The organism is Algoriphagus locisalis (assembly GCF_900116615.1).
Classification (GTDB): Bacteria; Bacteroidota; Bacteroidia; order Cytophagales; family Cyclobacteriaceae; genus Algoriphagus; species Algoriphagus locisalis.
The window spans coordinates 761823-776722 of the sequence record NZ_FPBF01000002.1 but is presented as its reverse complement, the minus strand read 5'-3'; the positions used below and the strand labels follow the sequence as shown (position 1 = coordinate 776722).

Here is a 14900-nt window from a genome sequence, read left to right as displayed (position 1 = left end):
GGAAAGCCTAATCTCGATCGAACAACATAATCCTGAACATTTGGGACTAACTGACTAAAGAAATTGAAAACACGAAAGCCCAACAAATGCTATGAATGAATGGGGTTTTATCGCTCGGGATACTTTCGTGAGGATAAGAAAGTCCTCCATAATTTTTAAACTTTAATCAAGGCGTGGCTATGCGCGAGACGAGAGGTTAGTGCTTTCTAATCCCCACTCATCATAGCTGTGCGTCACCCCCCAATCGCAATCATACTTCGATTATCAGAATGAAGTGCTGGGTCGGATAATTTCTCCATACTGTCCATTCCTGCTCGCACTGCTTTTTTATTGAGAATGGATTCCAAAATTAAGTTTTCCACATTTTCACCGGCCCGCATTGCAGCAAGCAAATCGGTTTCCTGATTGGAAAAAAGACAGTTTTTAATGCGACCATTGGCTGTCAGACGGATCCGGTTACAGGTACCGCAGAATGGATTGGTTACGGAAGATATAATTCCAAAGTCACCTTTATAGCCTTGAACCTTAAATTTTCGGGCAGTGAAATTAGCTTCATCCGGTAGGGACAAAATTCGATCAACTCCGTAATGAGCCCCCAGATGATTTAGCACTTCCTTCTCGGAAACCATCTTAGATCTGTCCCAGCTATTTCCGTCAAAAGGCATGAATTCTATAAAACGAACCGAGACCTTGTAGTCTTTGGTCATATTTACTAGGTCCACCAATTCATCGTCATTTACTCCTTTGATTAGGACAGCGTTGATTTTCAGATCGAAATCATTGTCATGTAGTAGCTCAAAATTATCCAGTGTTTTCTGAAAGCCTGTTCTTCTTGTCAGTTCCTGAAAGCGGGATTCTTTCAGCGTATCTAAGCTGAAATTGATCTTTTTAATTCCAAGCTTTTGAAAGTTATCCACATTCCTATCGACGAGCAAACCGTTGGTAGTCAGAGATATTTCCACTGGCATTTTTGAAAGTCCTTCTAGAATGACTCCTATGTCTTTGCGAAGCAGAGGTTCCCCTCCAGTGAGACGGATTTTATTCACTCCCAAGCCCACAAAAATTCTGGCAAACTCCAGCACTTCTTCCGCGCTCATCAGGTGAGCTTTTGGGCTTAATGGGATTCCTTCAGCGGGCATGCAGTAGCTACAGCGCAGATTGCACTTCTCGATAAGCGAAATCCTCAAGTAATTGTGGACACGCCCAAATCGATCTTTTAGCTCCTGAATATTACCCGATTGGGTCATGATTGGCTCCTTTTAATATTTTAAATACATGCAATACATGCGGGAAAACCGCATCCATTGATTCCTTCGCTCCATTAGTTGATCCCGGCAAAGCCAAAACTATACTGTCACCAATTGTTCCTGCCACAGATCTGGAAAGCATCGCAAATGGCATAATCTTCTGTCCATAACTGCGAATGGCTTCTTCCACGCCAGGAATCCTTCGCTCCAATATCGGCTCCAAGGCTTCAGGAGTAACGTCTCTTTGAGAAAGGCCAGTTCCACCGGTGAAAATCACCAGTTGGTTCTTCTCCGTAAGTTCGAAAGTCCTCGCTCTAATCAGCTCCAATTCATCCGGAATCACTTCATAGGAAGTCACTTCTACTCCATGTGATTTCAACTTATCCATAATCACTTTTCCAGCTTTATCTTCTTTGATTCCTTTGGAAATAGAATCTGAACAAACAACCACAGCCGCTTGGATGAGTTTCGGGTTTTTGTCTTTGAAACTGGATTTCCCACCAGTCTTCTCTACCAACCCGATTTCCCGGATTACAATTCCCTTATCAATCGGCTTCAGCATGTCATACATCGTCAGCGCAATCACTGAAGCTCCATGCATGGCTTCTACTTCCACTCCAGTTTTATACACCGTTTTCACAGTGATGTAAATCCTTATTTCCAGGCCATCAATTTCATATTCCACGGCAGTGTATTCCACAGGAAGAGGATGACAATCCGGAATGGTAATGTGGGTATTTTTCACTGCGAAAAGTCCGGCCACCTTCGCCATTTCGAACACATTGCCCTTTGGCACCCGATTTTCCACCACTGCAGCGATCGTCTCTTCCGAACTAACATGTACAATCGCCTGAGCTTTTGCCGTACGAAGTGTGGTTACTTTATGTGTGATATCTACCATTTCTAATTTTAATCTCTACTCTTGTTAGTCTAAACTATGACCCTTCGAGTGTCAGTCCGAGCGGAGTCGAGGACAATAATATTACTTGCTTTAAAATAGACTTCGACTTCGCTCAGTCCGACACCGCCATCACTCTTTTGTCAATTTTTCTTACTCAGGATGACACTTGACTCAGTCTCTACCAATCTATTCAATCCCCTTTCAGAATTCAGACTTTAGGCTTCTAAATTTCTCAACTATTTACTTTCCATTGATGGTCGGCATTGTCCAGAATCTCCTTCCCGAAAATTGGGACATGCTCTTTTACTTGATTCACTAGCCATTCTGTAGCCTCATAAACTTGCTTTCTTCTCGGTGACGAAACGAAGACGAAAATGCAAATCTCTCCAACGCCCACTTTTCCCAGACTATGGTAAATGTGTAGGCAAGTCAGGTTAAATTTTTCGAAAGCTGCTTCTCGGATTTCATGAAGCTTTTCATTCGCCATTTCCTCATACGTCGTGTATTCTATGGCTACGACTTTATTATCACCAACTTCATCTGCTCGTACCTGACCCAGGAAAATATTATGTGCGCCAATGCTATGTTTGCCTTGATGCTTCGCAATGGAATCTGCTATAAATTCAGGGGAGATAGCTCCCTCAAGAAATACTTTTTTCATTTATTGTTTTTAGGTTTACAAGAGAAAATCCCCCTTGCCCCCTTTTTAAAGGGGGAATTACCAAATTTGAACCTCAACCCTTTATATAAGTAGTTTTTAGATATATCATTCCTTTTCTATCCTATTGGTTTCTGTTTCAAGTAGCAGGTCTTGTGCTCCGCCGCGAATCAACTTCAACTTCTCAAATCCCTTTTGGGATAGTAAATCAGCTGCCTTTCTACTTCGGACTCCAGATTGGCAAAAGATTCTAAATTCTGCACTTTTATCCAAGCTTCCCAATTCCTTTTCCAAAATGGAAAGCGGAATCTGTTGAACATTTTCTAGATTCACTTGGGGCATTTCACCTTGCTCTCGCACATCCAACAAAACTGACTCACCCAAAAGAGCTTCCTCCGCAGTAATCAACTTAAATGAAGCAGAAATATGCCGCTTTTCTGACTTGGGTGCATTACCAAATTCAAATACTTGCTGGGTATTGTTCAGTAAATTGTAGATCAGAAGTTTGCCGGAAAGCACTTCTCCGATTCCCAAAATGATTTTCATCGCCTCATTTGCCTGAAGCATTCCAATCAAACCAACCGTCGTACCCAGTACTCCAGCCTCGGCACAATTCGGTGCAGATTTATTTTCCTCGGGGAAAATATCCCGGTAAGTCGGACCACCTTCGTAATTGAAAACGGATACCTGTCCTTGAAATTGGTGGATAGATCCATAGACGAAAGGTTTGCCGCAGGCAACACATGTATCGTCGATGACATAGCGGATAAACAGATTATCTGTAGCATCTATGATCAGGTCAAAGTCAGAAAAGATTTCAGGTGCATTTTTTGCAGTCAAAAACTCCTCATACACCAGAACTTCTAGGCCAGGGTTTTTTTTGATAATAGCATCTGCCGCCTCTTTGACTTTGTAAAGACCGATCTGCTCCGAAGCGTACAAGACTTGCCGGTGAAGGTTGGACTCTTCAATTTTATCTCCATCAATGATTCCGATTTTTCCTATTCCAGCAGCGGCTAAATATGGCAAGATAACACAGCCCAAACCTCCAGCTCCCACGACCAGCACACGACTGGATTTTAGCTTTTGCTGACCGGAAGTCCCGATTCCGGGAAGAATTATTTGACGCTGGAATCTTTCCATTTCAACCTCCTGCAAATGGTGGAAGAAGCGCAACTTCGTCTGAATCTGAAATAGTCAAAACTTGCTGCTTTGGTATGATTTTACGATTAACGGCAACCTGAAACTGGAATTTTCTAATGTCATATTTGGAATCTAGCAAATTCAATAGCTCCTCCAAACTCATAGATTTCTGGTCTAGTGTTTCAGAGTCACTTTGAGTGGCTTCGGCAATATTTCCAAAATAGTTTACTGTAATCATAGCTTCAAGTTAATACAGATCGCTGGGATTAATTACTAAACGGCAAGGTATTCAGGTTTTGAAAAATAAATTCGTCTTCCAAAACCCAATCTTCCTGGAGTTGTTTTTTCACTCTTGCCAGATGCACCACTTCGCCAATCACAATCACTGCGGGTGCTTTTATTCCTTGATTCTGACTGATTTCTACTATATTTTGAATGGTTCCCACCACTTCCTTTTGGGCTGATTTTGTTCCATCTTGGATGATTGCTACAGGCAAATCAGCTTTACCCACGCTGGTATAGATAGCGGCGATCTCAGCGATCTTGCTCATGCCCATTAATACCACTACGGTAGCAGATGATTGGGCTGCCAAAGTCAGATCTTTTGAAAGTTCTCTCTCACTTGTGGTGCCTGTAATTACCCAGAAACTTTCCGCTATTCCTCTACTGGTTACAGGAATTCCTACCGAAGCAGGAACTGCCACACTGGAAGAAATACCTGGGATCACTTCTACTTCTATACCATTTTCCAAAGCATAAATTTCCTCCTCTTTTCCTCTACCAAACACAAAAGGATCTCCGCCTTTAACGCGTACTACGTGGCCAAATTCCATGGCATAATCCGCAATCAGCTCATTGATTTCGTCCTGCGTATGACTGTGATTCCCCTTTCGTTTACCTACGAAAACTAGCAAAGCACGATTCGCATGAGCCAGAATATCCTCATTTACTAAGGAATCATAGAGTACCACATCTGCATTGTTCAGCGCATTTACTGCTTTCAAAGTAAGTAGTTCCGGGTCGCCAGGACCTGCACCTAGGAGAGTGAGTTTCGGTGATTTTCCAGTGAGTGTTGTCATTGGTCAAGTAGGTTGAGTGAGAGTAATTCGGCTTTACTATTTACATTTTGAACATGAGCCTTTTCATCAGAATTGATAATGATTTTCTGATGAGAGATCATATTCACCAGCGGGCAAAGTTTCAATTTATCAGCTGAAATGGCATCAGCGAAGGTTTTTACTGCAGTCTTTTTATATATGCCTATTAAGGGATAATCATTCTTTCCATCGCTGACAAAGGTGACGTGTGAATCATTTACGCTTGATTCCTCTGCGATTTTGCTTAACAATGCTGTATTAATCTTTGGAATATCGCAGCTTAGAATCAAATTCTGCTCAGTACTGCTGTGCTCTAAAGCAGTATATATCCCTCCAACTGGCCCTTTTTCTGCATAAATGTCCTCAATCATTGGCAGGCCCACTAAGCTGTAATCACCATTGCTGGTCACCAGAATAATATTGGAAGTAATGGGCATAATCGCCTCAATAATCCAGCGGATAAAAGGCTTGCCTTTGTAAAGGACCAAACCTTTCTCTTCTTGCATACGAACGCTTTTTCCTCCACAGAGGACATAGGCCGAAATATCTTGAGTACAAGTGCTTGGTGTCGCATTCATCTTAGTTTCTGTTTACTGCCAAGAATTGAACGGTTTCACCTGCTTCCAAAACTTCCAAATTCTCAGGAATCAATACCAGCGCATTTCCCAAAGCATAAGAAATCAACATGCTAGAGGCCTGTTTTGGATAAATTTCTACCTCACCATTTTTTTCTGTTCCGAGGATGAAAAGGGTCTTTCCAAACTTGTTAAACGTGCGATGCTTCAGAACTCCGGTCTGGAAATTTAAGTCAACATCAGGATTTCCTGACATGATTTTCAGAGCTGATAGTGCATAAATCAGAAAACAAGTCAAGGATGAGGCGGGATTTCCAGGTAATGCGAAAACCAGTTTACCGCCCTTTTTTCCAAACCAAAGAGGTTTACCTGGCTTCTGATTCACTTTGTAGAAAATCTCCTGAACTCCATTGGCCTGCAATGCTTCATTGACGAAGTCATAGTCACCAACAGAAATACCGCCAGAGATCAGCAGCACATCAGCCTCTAGACCTTGCGCAACAGACTTTTTGGTAGCTTCCAAATCATCGGCAACTTTTAAAATCTGCACTGAATCAAATCCTCTTGATTTCAGTGCAGATTCCAGCATGATCGCATTGCTCTCATAGATGCATCCGGGCTTCAGGGGACTACCAGCCTCCTGAAGTTCATTTCCGGTTACGATAAGGGTAATTTTGGGTTTGTTAAAGACTAAAACCTCAGAGATTCCAAATCCAGCCAAAAAGCCGATTATGGATTCAGTGATCTTTGTCCCAGCTGGGAGCAATTGTTCACCAACCTGTACTTGTTCGCCGATTGCCCGCACATTCGTAGTCTTTTCAGGCATTTTCTGAATGGAAATTTTCTCTCCGTTTACCTCAACATGCTCTTGCATGATGACTGTATCTGCCTGATCAGGAACGCGCGCACCTGTAAAGATTCTCACAGCCTGATTATCCTGCAGATCAAATTCCAGAGCATCACCGGCCTTGCATTCTCCGATGACCTCCAGCTCATAGATTTCTCCACATCGAAAAGCATAACCATCCATTGCAGACTGCCTGAATGATGGTGAGCTTATGGGAGCTACCTGCTCTTCCACCAAAAAACATCCATAAGAATCCCTGAGTGGAATTTCGACTTTTGGTAATTGGCTCGTGTGAGTTTTAATTAATGCTAAAGCTTCAGAAACTGAAATCATCTTGTATTCTAATCTTGGCTAAACTTATAAAAAATTACGTATAAATACTTACTTTTCTAAGTATTTATTTGATTCAGGAAGCATTTTCATTTTCAAAACCACTTTCTACAATGAAGCTCAGGTAATTTTTGCGCAAAAAAAAACGCTAATCAAAGCGTTTTTACTAGTGTCAGAATTTGGATTACCAGCTACCGCCAGCTCCACCGCCGCCGAAGCCACCGCCTCCAAAACCTCCGAAGCCTCCTCCGCCACCGCCACCGCCACCAAATCCGCCACCGCCGCCGAAGCCGCCAGAAGATCTGCCGCCGCCGCCAAGCATATTGGCCAGCATGATGGTGGTCCAGAGATCTACTCCTCCGCTTCTTCCTCCCATGTGGTTGTTGTTGTCATTTCTGTTTTTGAGAAGTGGGAGAATGATGAAAATGAAGATCAAGAAAAGGATCATAAAAATGGCCCCTCCGGAGTTTCCTTTTGACTCCAAATCCTCTGCCTTGTATTCACCGGAAGCCAGTTTGAAAATCATATCAGTTGCTTCATTCAGTCCTTGGAAATAGGCTTCACGACGGAAATTGGGGAGAATCAGATTCTCTACGATCCGTTTTGCCAAAGCATCAGGAACTGCACCTTCCATACCATACCCTGTCGCAATAAAGACTTTGCGGTCTTCCATAGCGGCAAGAATCAATATGCCGTTGTTATTATCAGCACCACCTATTTTCCAAGACTGAGCCAGTCGGATGGCATAGTCAGCGATATCATATTGTCCTACAGATCGCATCATTACGATAGCAATCTGGGTGGAGGTGCTGTCATTGTAAGCAACCAACTTACTTTCCAATTGTGCTAGTTCAGCTGTGGAAAGGGTATTGGTAAAGTCATTCACCAGCTTTGGTGGATTGGGCACAGGGGGAAAGTCCTGAGCCTGAAGGCCAATGACGAAAAACAGGAGAATAAATGGTATTGGTAGGATCTTATGACCCAAAAGAAATCTCATCAGGAAGTTCGTTTATGTCTGAATCACCCTGATACGGGAAATGCTGTCCAAGTTGCTCGCCAGCCTTGTGGATGCCGTCGATCAGACCTTGTGTAAATTGACCTTGCTTGAATAAGTCGGTCATGTGTTCTTTTATTTTCTCCCAGAAATCTTCCGGGACTACCTCGTTGATGCCCTTGTCGCCGAGTATCGCAAAACGGTGATCGACTACTGCGAGGTAAAATAAAACCCCGTTTCGATCTTTGGTCTGATGCATTTTCAGCGTATCAAACACTTTCACCGCACGATCTAGGACATCTCCTTTGCAGCGACTTTCTATGTGAACTTGAATTTCTCCAGAGGTGGAAACTTCAGCAGACCGGATCGCATTGACGATAGCTTCCCGGTCTGCTTTTGAGAATAATTTCTCAGCCATAATGGTAGTTTTTAAAACTGAACAGTAGGTGCATTTTCGGCTCCTGCGGATGCCTCGAAGTAGCCTTTCTGCTCAAATCCGTACCAACCCGCAAAGATATTGTTTGGGAAGGTGCGGAGATTGGAATTGTAATCCTGTACAGACTGGTTGAAATTACGTCTGGCTACGGCGATTCTGTTTTCTGTGCCTTCCAGCTGAGCCTGTAGCTCAAGGAAGTTTTGGTTTGCTTTTAATTCAGGATAGCGCTCCACACTTACCAATAATCTGCCTAATGCACCGGAAAGATTGTCCTGAGCGCCTTGGAATTCGGCTAGTTTTTCAGGAGTAAGGTTTGATGCATCCACGTTTACAGAAGTAGCTTTTGCCCTTGCTTCGATCACGCCTGTCAAGGTTTCCTGCTCAAAATCCGCATAGCCTTTCACTGTATTTACCAAGTTAGGTATTAGGTCAGAGCGGCGTTGATATTGGGTCTCTACCTCAGCCCACTGTCCATTGATCACTTCTTCTTTTTGGACAAAAGTGTTATACGTTCCAACTGCTTTGGTGTAAATAAAAATACCAAGCACCAGAAGGATGCCAATAGGAATTAAGAATTTTTTCATGTGTTTAGAATTTGATTTTTAAAGGTCACAACCTGTCCCGTGACGAAGGATACGGGATGGAATCTCGCAGTGAGTATAATCATGCCAATGTGTGACTTTTTAGTCATGCTCGATTTCATCTGTTTATAATTGTTTTATTACAACTTGAATACTCACGTATTTTGGAATAGGAGGTTTGATTATTCAGCCTTCCTTCGTTCAAAATTACCGCTTTTATCTGAACGCAAGAAATTACTTCCTTAAATCTGCTGTTTAAGGATTAGTGTGAATTTGAGATCTGTGTATTTGCTGACATCATCTCCATCATACCTACGGACCTCCAATTCGATTTTCTTTCCAGGATCGGATCTAAGTAACTTGTTGATTTCCGCCAGATCCCAAATGAAGGTAGGGACTTTATTGATTACCATTATTTCATCGTAGGCTTGTAATCCAGCTCTACCGGCGGGAGAACCTGGACGAACTTCGGAGATATATATTCTATTGTCATCATCTATGATTTTTTTCAAGGACATCCCGCTCATGTCAAATTGGAAAGGCGCATAAAAATTCTCTGCTTTCCGAACGAGCAAACGGTTTCGCTGATAATCAAAAATAAGTCTGGTGCGTCCAAGCACCTCAGCTCCCAAACTTCCAGAACGTCCTGATTCTTTGATCACATAGCTGTATGGGGTTTCATTTGGATAAGAAGTGAGGACTTCGTCCAGCTTGAAATTCGCCAGCTTCATATAATCTATCCGACCCACGTAGCCGTAAAGTATCCCTCCGAGACTTTGCCCCAAAGCGGATTCTATAAAAAGTGATGGCATGGTGATGTTTTCGGACGTCTCACGGTTAAGCAAAAGGCCATGATTTGCTCCGGTATCGATGAGTAGTTTTGGCTTCAGTACAGATCCGTCTTTTTGCTTTACCGTCACATTGATGTAGGGTTTATTGTCGAGAACTTCCATGTTTACCTTTCGGTAGAACAGCGGTTTCCACTTCAGTGCACCCGATTTGTAAAAAATTATTTTCCCATCGTCATAATTAATCTTCACAGGATTATACTTGAAAAACTCGTAGCCCAAGATCCCATAAACAGGAATCCCGATCACAGACTCTAGCTCAAGAAACTCCTGTTCCAACACAAGTAAACTTTGGAATATCCCTTCAATCGGGCCTAAATCAAAGTTGTTAATCGGAGATACTGAGGCCATTAAATCTTCCGTGCCGTCAGCGCCTACTAGTTTTATCCTACGCGTGTATTCCAAATCCAGCGCGTCTCCGAGAGTTTTGCTAAAAAGAATATTAGAGCGGACACCTGTATCTATTAAGAAATTTAAAGGGGTACTTCCATTAATCGATACCGGCAGGATGATCAGACTGTTTGAGGAGTAAAAGGGTAATGTCACCTTGCGTTTATCCTCCTTCATGAAGAATCCAGGCACCTGTGCTTTGCATAGTATCTGCCCAATGAAAAAAAGTATAAGGAATAGGGGTAAGCGTTTATACATATAGTTTTGAAAACCCGGATCGTCCTAATAAGTTACTGTCTTTTGGGAATATTATACGGAATCTTAGAAAAACTACCAATTTCTAAAGGTCTGTTTACTGAATAATTAGGTCTTATTTTAATTAGACTGAAACCAAATTACTGAGATTGCTTGATCAGGTTTGCCAAAAATTTGAGAATGACTCATCTTTATTTTTAATTCTATCAAACCCATGGCAGACAAGGCCCTCATTGAAAAGGCTAAAAAAATCTTTGAAAACTTCCTTACCAAGCAAGGAAGCAGGAAAACTCCTGAGAGATTTTCAGTAATTGATGAACTCTATTCCCTTCCAGAAGACGAGCATATGGACGTGGAGGGGCTGTTTCTCAGTATGAGAAACAAAGGATACACCATCAGCCGGGCCACTATTTACAATACGCTTGATCTTCTAGTGGAAAGTGGGCTAGCTGTCAAACACCAGTTCAAAGACAAAGTAGCGCTCTACGAGCAGGCGCTTACCTACAAGCATCATGATCACCATGTATGCAATCAATGCCGCAAAATCCGGGAATTCTCCGATCCCAAAATCAACGAGATCAAGGAAGAAATAGGAAAATCATTTCAATCAGCAATTAGAACCCACTCCCTGGTGCTGTATGGAGATTGCGAGATTGAGAATTGTGAAAATCTTCAGGAGATCTAAGCGAAAATCTTTTTGTAGATGGGTTTACGATACAAAAACTGAAGGTAAATCGCAGGATATAAAAGCAAAGTAGCCAGTCCAAAAGGAGCAGAAAACTCGATTTCATCCCGGATAATCGAATTTTTTCCGTGTTTGATGATTCTGTGCTTGTGTCTCCATTTTTTCAGAAAAAAGGGAAGTTTTGTGCCACTATCAACGAAAAAATATTCCGACTCAGTGGTGCTGCTTTCGGTGATTTCGCTGGTCCAGTTTTGCTTGAAAAGTAAGAAATTCAATTCCAAAGATACCAAATCTCCAACTTCTGAACCGTCAAATCTGGCTAGTTTCACGGGTGGAAATGGCGGACTTAGCTTAGTGAAGAGCGTTTCGTCAAAGCCGTTTTTTACTGAGAGGTAATCTTGGTTTACCTGAGTGGAGAGGTTGATTTTCATTTTTTTGAGTGTTAGATCTTTAGTTCTTTTATAGAAGTCAGCCTAGATTTCTTTGTTCTATTGGCTTGGCCCAAAACCAAAAGGCCAAGACGCCAGCAAAGCTTCAGCGCGCAAACCAGCCGCTGGCTCACTGCTGCGTCACCCCTCCCCGCCATAACAATAGGCTTATCTGCTAAAACAGTGGCTACTTGGGCATTATCCATTCCTATGTGATGCTTGTCGTTTTCGACTAGCTCGATTTCATCATTTTTCAAAAGCTAAGGACAAATAACAGGAAAAGAATTAGCCAAATACCATCCATAAAATGCCAGTAAAAGGTGAATAAGCGAACACGCATTTTTTCAAAGGGATTGGTATGGATTATTAACTTTTTTATTTCATCCGTTCTGCTTTTTTCAAGTTGGAAAAAGAGAATCAAGCCAAAAATCATTGCCCCTAATAGGTGAAAAATATGTATGCCGCTGAGTACGTAAAGAAAACTACCACTTGGGATTCCTGTGAATTCTATGCCTTTTGCTTTCAATTCAAACCAGCCAATAATCTGTAAAACGGTAAAGGCAAAACCTAGAAGTACCGTATTTCTGAGGGTGCTGAGTAGTTTGTTGGTGTTTTCTTCCTGATATGCAATTCGGATAGTGGTCGCTGAGAAGCCACTGACTACCAATAAAAAAGTGGATATAAGAAATGCAAGTGGCACGGTTTGGTTCATGCCTGCCAGAAGATTTCGGGAGGAAACCAGAAACGCAAAAGTCAGAAATAAGAAGATGAGTCCACTTCCAAACATGCCCAGATAGAGCATGGTCTCATAGGGATGCAGTCTTTCAATCCGTTGAAATAGGGAGAGTTGTTGCTTGGAAGGTCTCATTACTCAGAAAACAGTCAAGAGGGATGAAGGTTCAGAAAAATGTAAATTGAGTTGTGCCATGATGATTGACCTTCGGTTGTTTTAAACCACGGAGGACGCGGAGACAGCGCAGAGGACACAGTTCTTATCCTATTTGAATCAATTCAGCTGAAAATCAAATACAAGAAATTCTAATTCTTCAGTATCATTATTTTTCATCCAGAATTTTCCATCTCTGATGAAATATCCAGTAAGAGGTGTAGAAAAATCAGATAAATCTTCTTCATGAATCAATTCAAAGTCTTCAGAAAAAATAAATAGGACTTGATCAGAAACGGTACCTCTTGATTGGTTTTCCCTTTTCTTACTTGCTACCCGATAGTACCTTTTGTTTTCAGAATCATAAACCATGGGGTGGTAATAGACTTCTAAATTTTTTTCCGCTAGGATCTTAGAGGCATCTGCTATTTCCCCAGTCTTTGAATAGTTTCCAGGCTTTCGCTTTTCTATCAGTTTAGGATTATTGTCATGGAATTCCCAATTCCCATCTGTTGGATCTAGACTGTAGATATCTATCCCCTCATCGTGGAATAGCAAAATTTTCTTGTTGAGGTATTTGACTTCTTTTATACCTGAAATCGACATTGCCCCGAGATCTATTTTTAGATTTTCAGTATAGGCCATGCTATCAGCTTTCACTTCGTGATACATAGAATCCAATCTATCGATCCATCCAAGGAGGCGTCCTTGGTTGTTAGCTGAAGTAAGCCCAAAAAAGTATCGTTGATCTGAGGATAATTGAGCATATCTAAAAAACTGCTTTTCTTGATCAATTTCAAATAAACTATCTACTATTGGTTCAGAAGTAAGTAAATCACCCTTTTCATCTATGTGAAGCAAGTTTTTTCTTGTTAATACTAAAAAGGAGCCGTCAGGATTAATAGCATAATCAAACCCAGAACCAATCCCTTTTGGGCCTTCCTTGTCTAGAGGAATAGTCCCAGCATACTTATTTTCTACCAAATCTACCTTGTCGAATGTAGTATTATAGTCATCGAAAAAATACAAATATCGCTCGTCTGGAGACAGCTTTGCCTTTGGCAATCCATGTCCTAAAAAAAACAAATGTTCCCCTGGATCAATACTCACAGTGTCTATTGTATATGAAAACTCCAGATCTTTTAACTGTCCACTTTTCTGGCTTTTCTCAGCACAACCAACAATTGAAAGAATGATGAAGAGAGGTAAGTATTTTGTCATTTGGAAAGTGATAGATTCAAAATTTTATGCTGATGCATGATCTTCTTTACGGTTTTGATAAAGCCTCTGTTCTTGACATGAACATCGGCGGTTTTGAGAAACCGATTTTGTCTTTTCTATTATTAGTATTGGTCTTTGAGGACACAGACCACGGTGGTGGTTAGCTGATGTTTGTGACACGAACATCGGTGTCGAGGTGTTACTCATTTTCAATACTTGGCTTTAATCGGATAAAGGCTAGCTCGTTTTTGCGTTTCAAATAGGAATAGATGGAGCCTTTGTGTACGAAGGTTTTTTCTTCGAAGTATTTGCCTATAATCGGAATGTTATCCTGCAATCTGTACTCATTGAGCTGCTCTAGTGTCTCGTCAAAGACGGTTAATACATAGACATATTTTGGTTTCTGAGGATCGCTTTTGTCCAGTTCACGACTATAGCGGTAGAAGAGTTGGGCCTTGTGATCCTTGAGCAAAGGTCCAAAGGTCACCTCGTCATTTTTGCGCTTCACCCAATACATAAATAAGCGTTGATCCGTAATGTCCTCTCTGTACTTACCGGATTTCTTATCAGCAGTGATCTGACTGTGGTATTTTTTATTGATGACTTTGCCACTCTCAGCGTCATAATACCACAACTCATTGCTGGCGGAGGTGGACAAAATGATATCTGGACCATTCAATAGCAAAAATTTCAATTCGGGAGAACTATTTCTTTTGCCAATATCATAATCTACGGTGACGGTATATTGCTTCAGTTCATCCCAAAAGTCAATCGGAATAAGCTTTAGAGATCTGTCCAGCAGATTTATTTTCGCTATTCCCAGCACGTTTCCCCCAATTTTGAAATTGCCATAGAAGCTTGCCAAATAGGATCCGTCGTCTGCTATCTCCCCGAGCCCATCGATCTCGGTGTCAAAGGGAAGTCGATCGCCGGAGAGTTTTCTGTTTATAAATTCGTAGGAGTCGATCTTTTTGCCCTCGGAGTTAAGCTTGTGGAGGACTTTGTATTCTTTAAAATAGGTATTTCCAAAAAGTGTTTTCTTTAGGCCGAAAGGGAAATACTGCTTCACACTATTAGGACCTTGAATCTTATAGTTGATGATACTGTCCAATTTCAAGGTTTCCATGTTAATCACTTCTACTCTCCCGCTTTCTGGAGTAAGGTTGTACAGAATTCCTTCTCTAGCCGAATAATCCGACATATTCAGATCCATTTCCAGATAAATCTGCTCCTCTCCGGCCTCGATAAAAACGGTATCAAGTACATAATTAAACTCAGGAGAGACATTAGCTGCGGCAAGCTGTACTTCTACCGGTGTTTCCTCGCAAGAGGCAATCATGAATAAAAGTACCAATACACAGAGCTGCTTCATTGCCTA

Annotated in this window: 18 protein-coding genes; 2 read left to right on the top strand and 16 right to left on the bottom strand. The window is 41.7% G+C overall.

Features of this window, described 5'->3' with window-relative positions:
- Window positions 1-233 precede the first annotated feature (233 nt).
- The 12 genes from moaA to BM386_RS08455 all read right to left on the bottom strand — a co-directional run bounded on the left by moaA (window position 234) and on the right by BM386_RS08455 (window position 10305).
- The gene (gene moaA / locus BM386_RS08510) at window positions 234-1247 is read right to left on the bottom strand and encodes a GTP 3',8-cyclase MoaA (RefSeq protein WP_091692658.1); all 1014 of its coding nucleotides are present in this window, start codon (window positions 1245-1247) and stop codon (window positions 234-236) included.
- The gene (gene moaCB, locus BM386_RS08505; RefSeq protein ID WP_091692656.1) at window positions 1231-2148 is read right to left on the bottom strand and encodes a bifunctional molybdenum cofactor biosynthesis protein MoaC/MoaB; all 918 of its coding nucleotides are present in this window, start codon (window positions 2146-2148) and stop codon (window positions 1231-1233) included. The genes moaA and moaCB overlap by 17 nt, the downstream gene beginning before the upstream one ends.
- Before the next feature lie 232 nt (window positions 2149-2380).
- On the bottom strand, window positions 2381-2809 hold the full coding sequence (locus BM386_RS08500) for a molybdenum cofactor biosynthesis protein MoaE (RefSeq protein ID WP_091692655.1): 429 nt from the start codon (window positions 2807-2809) through the stop codon (window positions 2381-2383).
- Between the two features lie 105 nt (window positions 2810-2914).
- The gene (locus tag BM386_RS08495; protein ID WP_091692653.1) at window positions 2915-3949 is read right to left on the bottom strand and encodes a HesA/MoeB/ThiF family protein; all 1035 of its coding nucleotides are present in this window, start codon (window positions 3947-3949) and stop codon (window positions 2915-2917) included.
- Window position 3950: 1 nt separating this feature from the next.
- Window positions 3951-4187, bottom strand: a complete 237-nt coding sequence (locus BM386_RS08490; protein ID WP_091692652.1) for a MoaD/ThiS family protein — start codon at window positions 4185-4187, stop codon at window positions 3951-3953.
- A gap of 28 nt (window positions 4188-4215) precedes the next feature.
- On the bottom strand, window positions 4216-5028 hold the full coding sequence (gene cobA / locus BM386_RS08485; RefSeq protein ID WP_091692650.1) for a uroporphyrinogen-III C-methyltransferase: 813 nt from the start codon (window positions 5026-5028) through the stop codon (window positions 4216-4218).
- Complete coding sequence (locus tag BM386_RS08480) at window positions 5025-5624, bottom strand: molybdenum cofactor guanylyltransferase (RefSeq protein ID WP_091692648.1); 600 nt, start codon at window positions 5622-5624, stop codon at window positions 5025-5027. Before BM386_RS08480 ends, cobA begins: the two co-directional genes overlap by 4 nt.
- 1 nt (window position 5625) lies before the next feature.
- Window positions 5626-6801: a molybdopterin molybdotransferase MoeA gene (locus tag BM386_RS08475; RefSeq protein ID WP_091692647.1), complete on the bottom strand. Its 1176-nt coding sequence runs from the start codon at window positions 6799-6801 to the stop codon at window positions 5626-5628.
- 181 nt (window positions 6802-6982) lie between these two features.
- The gene (locus BM386_RS08470) at window positions 6983-7795 is read right to left on the bottom strand and encodes a TPM domain-containing protein (RefSeq protein WP_091692645.1); all 813 of its coding nucleotides are present in this window, start codon (window positions 7793-7795) and stop codon (window positions 6983-6985) included.
- Window positions 7773-8210: a TPM domain-containing protein gene (locus tag BM386_RS08465; RefSeq protein ID WP_091692643.1), complete on the bottom strand. Its 438-nt coding sequence runs from the start codon at window positions 8208-8210 to the stop codon at window positions 7773-7775. The genes BM386_RS08470 and BM386_RS08465 overlap by 23 nt, the downstream gene beginning before the upstream one ends.
- Window positions 8211-8221: 11 nt before the next feature.
- The gene (locus tag BM386_RS08460; protein WP_091692641.1) at window positions 8222-8812 is read right to left on the bottom strand and encodes a LemA family protein; all 591 of its coding nucleotides are present in this window, start codon (window positions 8810-8812) and stop codon (window positions 8222-8224) included.
- A gap of 239 nt (window positions 8813-9051) precedes the next feature.
- The gene (locus tag BM386_RS08455) at window positions 9052-10305 is read right to left on the bottom strand and encodes an aspartyl protease family protein (RefSeq protein WP_091692639.1); all 1254 of its coding nucleotides are present in this window, start codon (window positions 10303-10305) and stop codon (window positions 9052-9054) included.
- A gap of 211 nt (window positions 10306-10516) precedes the next feature.
- Here BM386_RS08455 and BM386_RS08450 point away from each other — a divergent pair, with 211 nt between their 5' ends.
- Window positions 10517-10987, top strand: a complete 471-nt coding sequence (locus tag BM386_RS08450) for a Fur family transcriptional regulator (RefSeq protein WP_091692637.1) — start codon at window positions 10517-10519, stop codon at window positions 10985-10987.
- Here the strand turns inward: BM386_RS08450 and BM386_RS08445 are convergent.
- The 3 genes from BM386_RS08445 to BM386_RS08430 form a co-directional block, all read right to left on the bottom strand.
- On the bottom strand, window positions 10984-11418 hold the full coding sequence (locus BM386_RS08445; protein ID WP_091692636.1) for an SRPBCC family protein: 435 nt from the start codon (window positions 11416-11418) through the stop codon (window positions 10984-10986). The two genes, BM386_RS08450 and BM386_RS08445, sit on opposite strands and share 4 nt — an antisense overlap.
- A 250-nt stretch (window positions 11419-11668) precedes the next feature.
- Window positions 11669-12283, bottom strand: coding sequence for a cytochrome c oxidase subunit 3 (locus BM386_RS08435; protein WP_091692632.1), 615 nt, complete (start codon window positions 12281-12283; stop codon window positions 11669-11671).
- 138 nt (window positions 12284-12421) lie between these two features.
- Window positions 12422-13522, bottom strand: coding sequence for a DUF4221 family protein (locus BM386_RS08430; RefSeq protein ID WP_091692630.1), 1101 nt, complete (start codon window positions 13520-13522; stop codon window positions 12422-12424).
- 32 nt (window positions 13523-13554) lie between these two features.
- On the opposite strand from BM386_RS08430, the gene BM386_RS24015 reads away from it, so the two are divergent.
- Complete coding sequence (locus BM386_RS24015) at window positions 13555-13686, top strand: hypothetical protein (protein ID WP_280141004.1); 132 nt, start codon at window positions 13555-13557, stop codon at window positions 13684-13686.
- A gap of 35 nt (window positions 13687-13721) precedes the next feature.
- On the opposite strand, the gene BM386_RS08425 is transcribed toward BM386_RS24015, so the two are convergent.
- Window positions 13722-14894, bottom strand: coding sequence for a DUF4221 family protein (locus BM386_RS08425; RefSeq protein WP_091692628.1), 1173 nt, complete (start codon window positions 14892-14894; stop codon window positions 13722-13724).
- Window positions 14895-14900 lie beyond the last annotated feature (6 nt).

What these genes read in the sequence shown, in the direction of transcription:
- moaA (WP_091692658.1), bottom strand. Translation starts at nt 1,247, where the DNA reads ATGACCCAATCGGGTAATATTCAGGAGCTAAAAGATCGATTTGGGCGT.
- moaCB (WP_091692656.1), bottom strand. Translation starts at nt 2,148, where the DNA reads ATGGTAGATATCACACATAAAGTAACCACACTTCGTACGGCAAAAGCT.
- BM386_RS08500 (WP_091692655.1), bottom strand. Translation starts at nt 2,809, where the DNA reads ATGAAAAAAGTATTTCTTGAGGGAGCTATCTCCCCTGAATTTATAGCA.
- BM386_RS08495 (WP_091692653.1), bottom strand. Translation starts at nt 3,949, where the DNA reads ATGGAAAGATTCCAGCGTCAAATAATTCTTCCCGGAATCGGGACTTCC.
- BM386_RS08490 (WP_091692652.1), bottom strand. Translation starts at nt 4,187, where the DNA reads ATGATTACAGTAAACTATTTTGGAAATATTGCCGAAGCCACTCAAAGT.
- cobA (WP_091692650.1), bottom strand. Translation starts at nt 5,028, where the DNA reads ATGACAACACTCACTGGAAAATCACCGAAACTCACTCTCCTAGGTGCA.
- BM386_RS08480 (WP_091692648.1), bottom strand. Translation starts at nt 5,624, where the DNA reads ATGAATGCGACACCAAGCACTTGTACTCAAGATATTTCGGCCTATGTC.
- BM386_RS08475 (WP_091692647.1), bottom strand. Translation starts at nt 6,801, where the DNA reads ATGATTTCAGTTTCTGAAGCTTTAGCATTAATTAAAACTCACACGAGC.
- BM386_RS08470 (WP_091692645.1), bottom strand. Translation starts at nt 7,795, where the DNA reads ATGAGATTTCTTTTGGGTCATAAGATCCTACCAATACCATTTATTCTC.
- BM386_RS08465 (WP_091692643.1), bottom strand. Translation starts at nt 8,210, where the DNA reads ATGGCTGAGAAATTATTCTCAAAAGCAGACCGGGAAGCTATCGTCAAT.
- BM386_RS08460 (WP_091692641.1), bottom strand. Translation starts at nt 8,812, where the DNA reads ATGAAAAAATTCTTAATTCCTATTGGCATCCTTCTGGTGCTTGGTATT.
- BM386_RS08455 (WP_091692639.1), bottom strand. Translation starts at nt 10,305, where the DNA reads ATGTATAAACGCTTACCCCTATTCCTTATACTTTTTTTCATTGGGCAG.
- BM386_RS08450 (WP_091692637.1), top strand. Translation starts at nt 10,517, where the DNA reads ATGGCAGACAAGGCCCTCATTGAAAAGGCTAAAAAAATCTTTGAAAAC.
- BM386_RS08445 (WP_091692636.1), bottom strand. Translation starts at nt 11,418, where the DNA reads ATGAAAATCAACCTCTCCACTCAGGTAAACCAAGATTACCTCTCAGTA.
- BM386_RS08435 (WP_091692632.1), bottom strand. Translation starts at nt 12,283, where the DNA reads ATGAGACCTTCCAAGCAACAACTCTCCCTATTTCAACGGATTGAAAGA.
- BM386_RS08430 (WP_091692630.1), bottom strand. Translation starts at nt 13,522, where the DNA reads ATGACAAAATACTTACCTCTCTTCATCATTCTTTCAATTGTTGGTTGT.
- BM386_RS24015 (WP_280141004.1), top strand. Translation starts at nt 13,555, where the DNA reads ATGCATGATCTTCTTTACGGTTTTGATAAAGCCTCTGTTCTTGACATG.
- BM386_RS08425 (WP_091692628.1), bottom strand. Translation starts at nt 14,894, where the DNA reads ATGAAGCAGCTCTGTGTATTGGTACTTTTATTCATGATTGCCTCTTGC.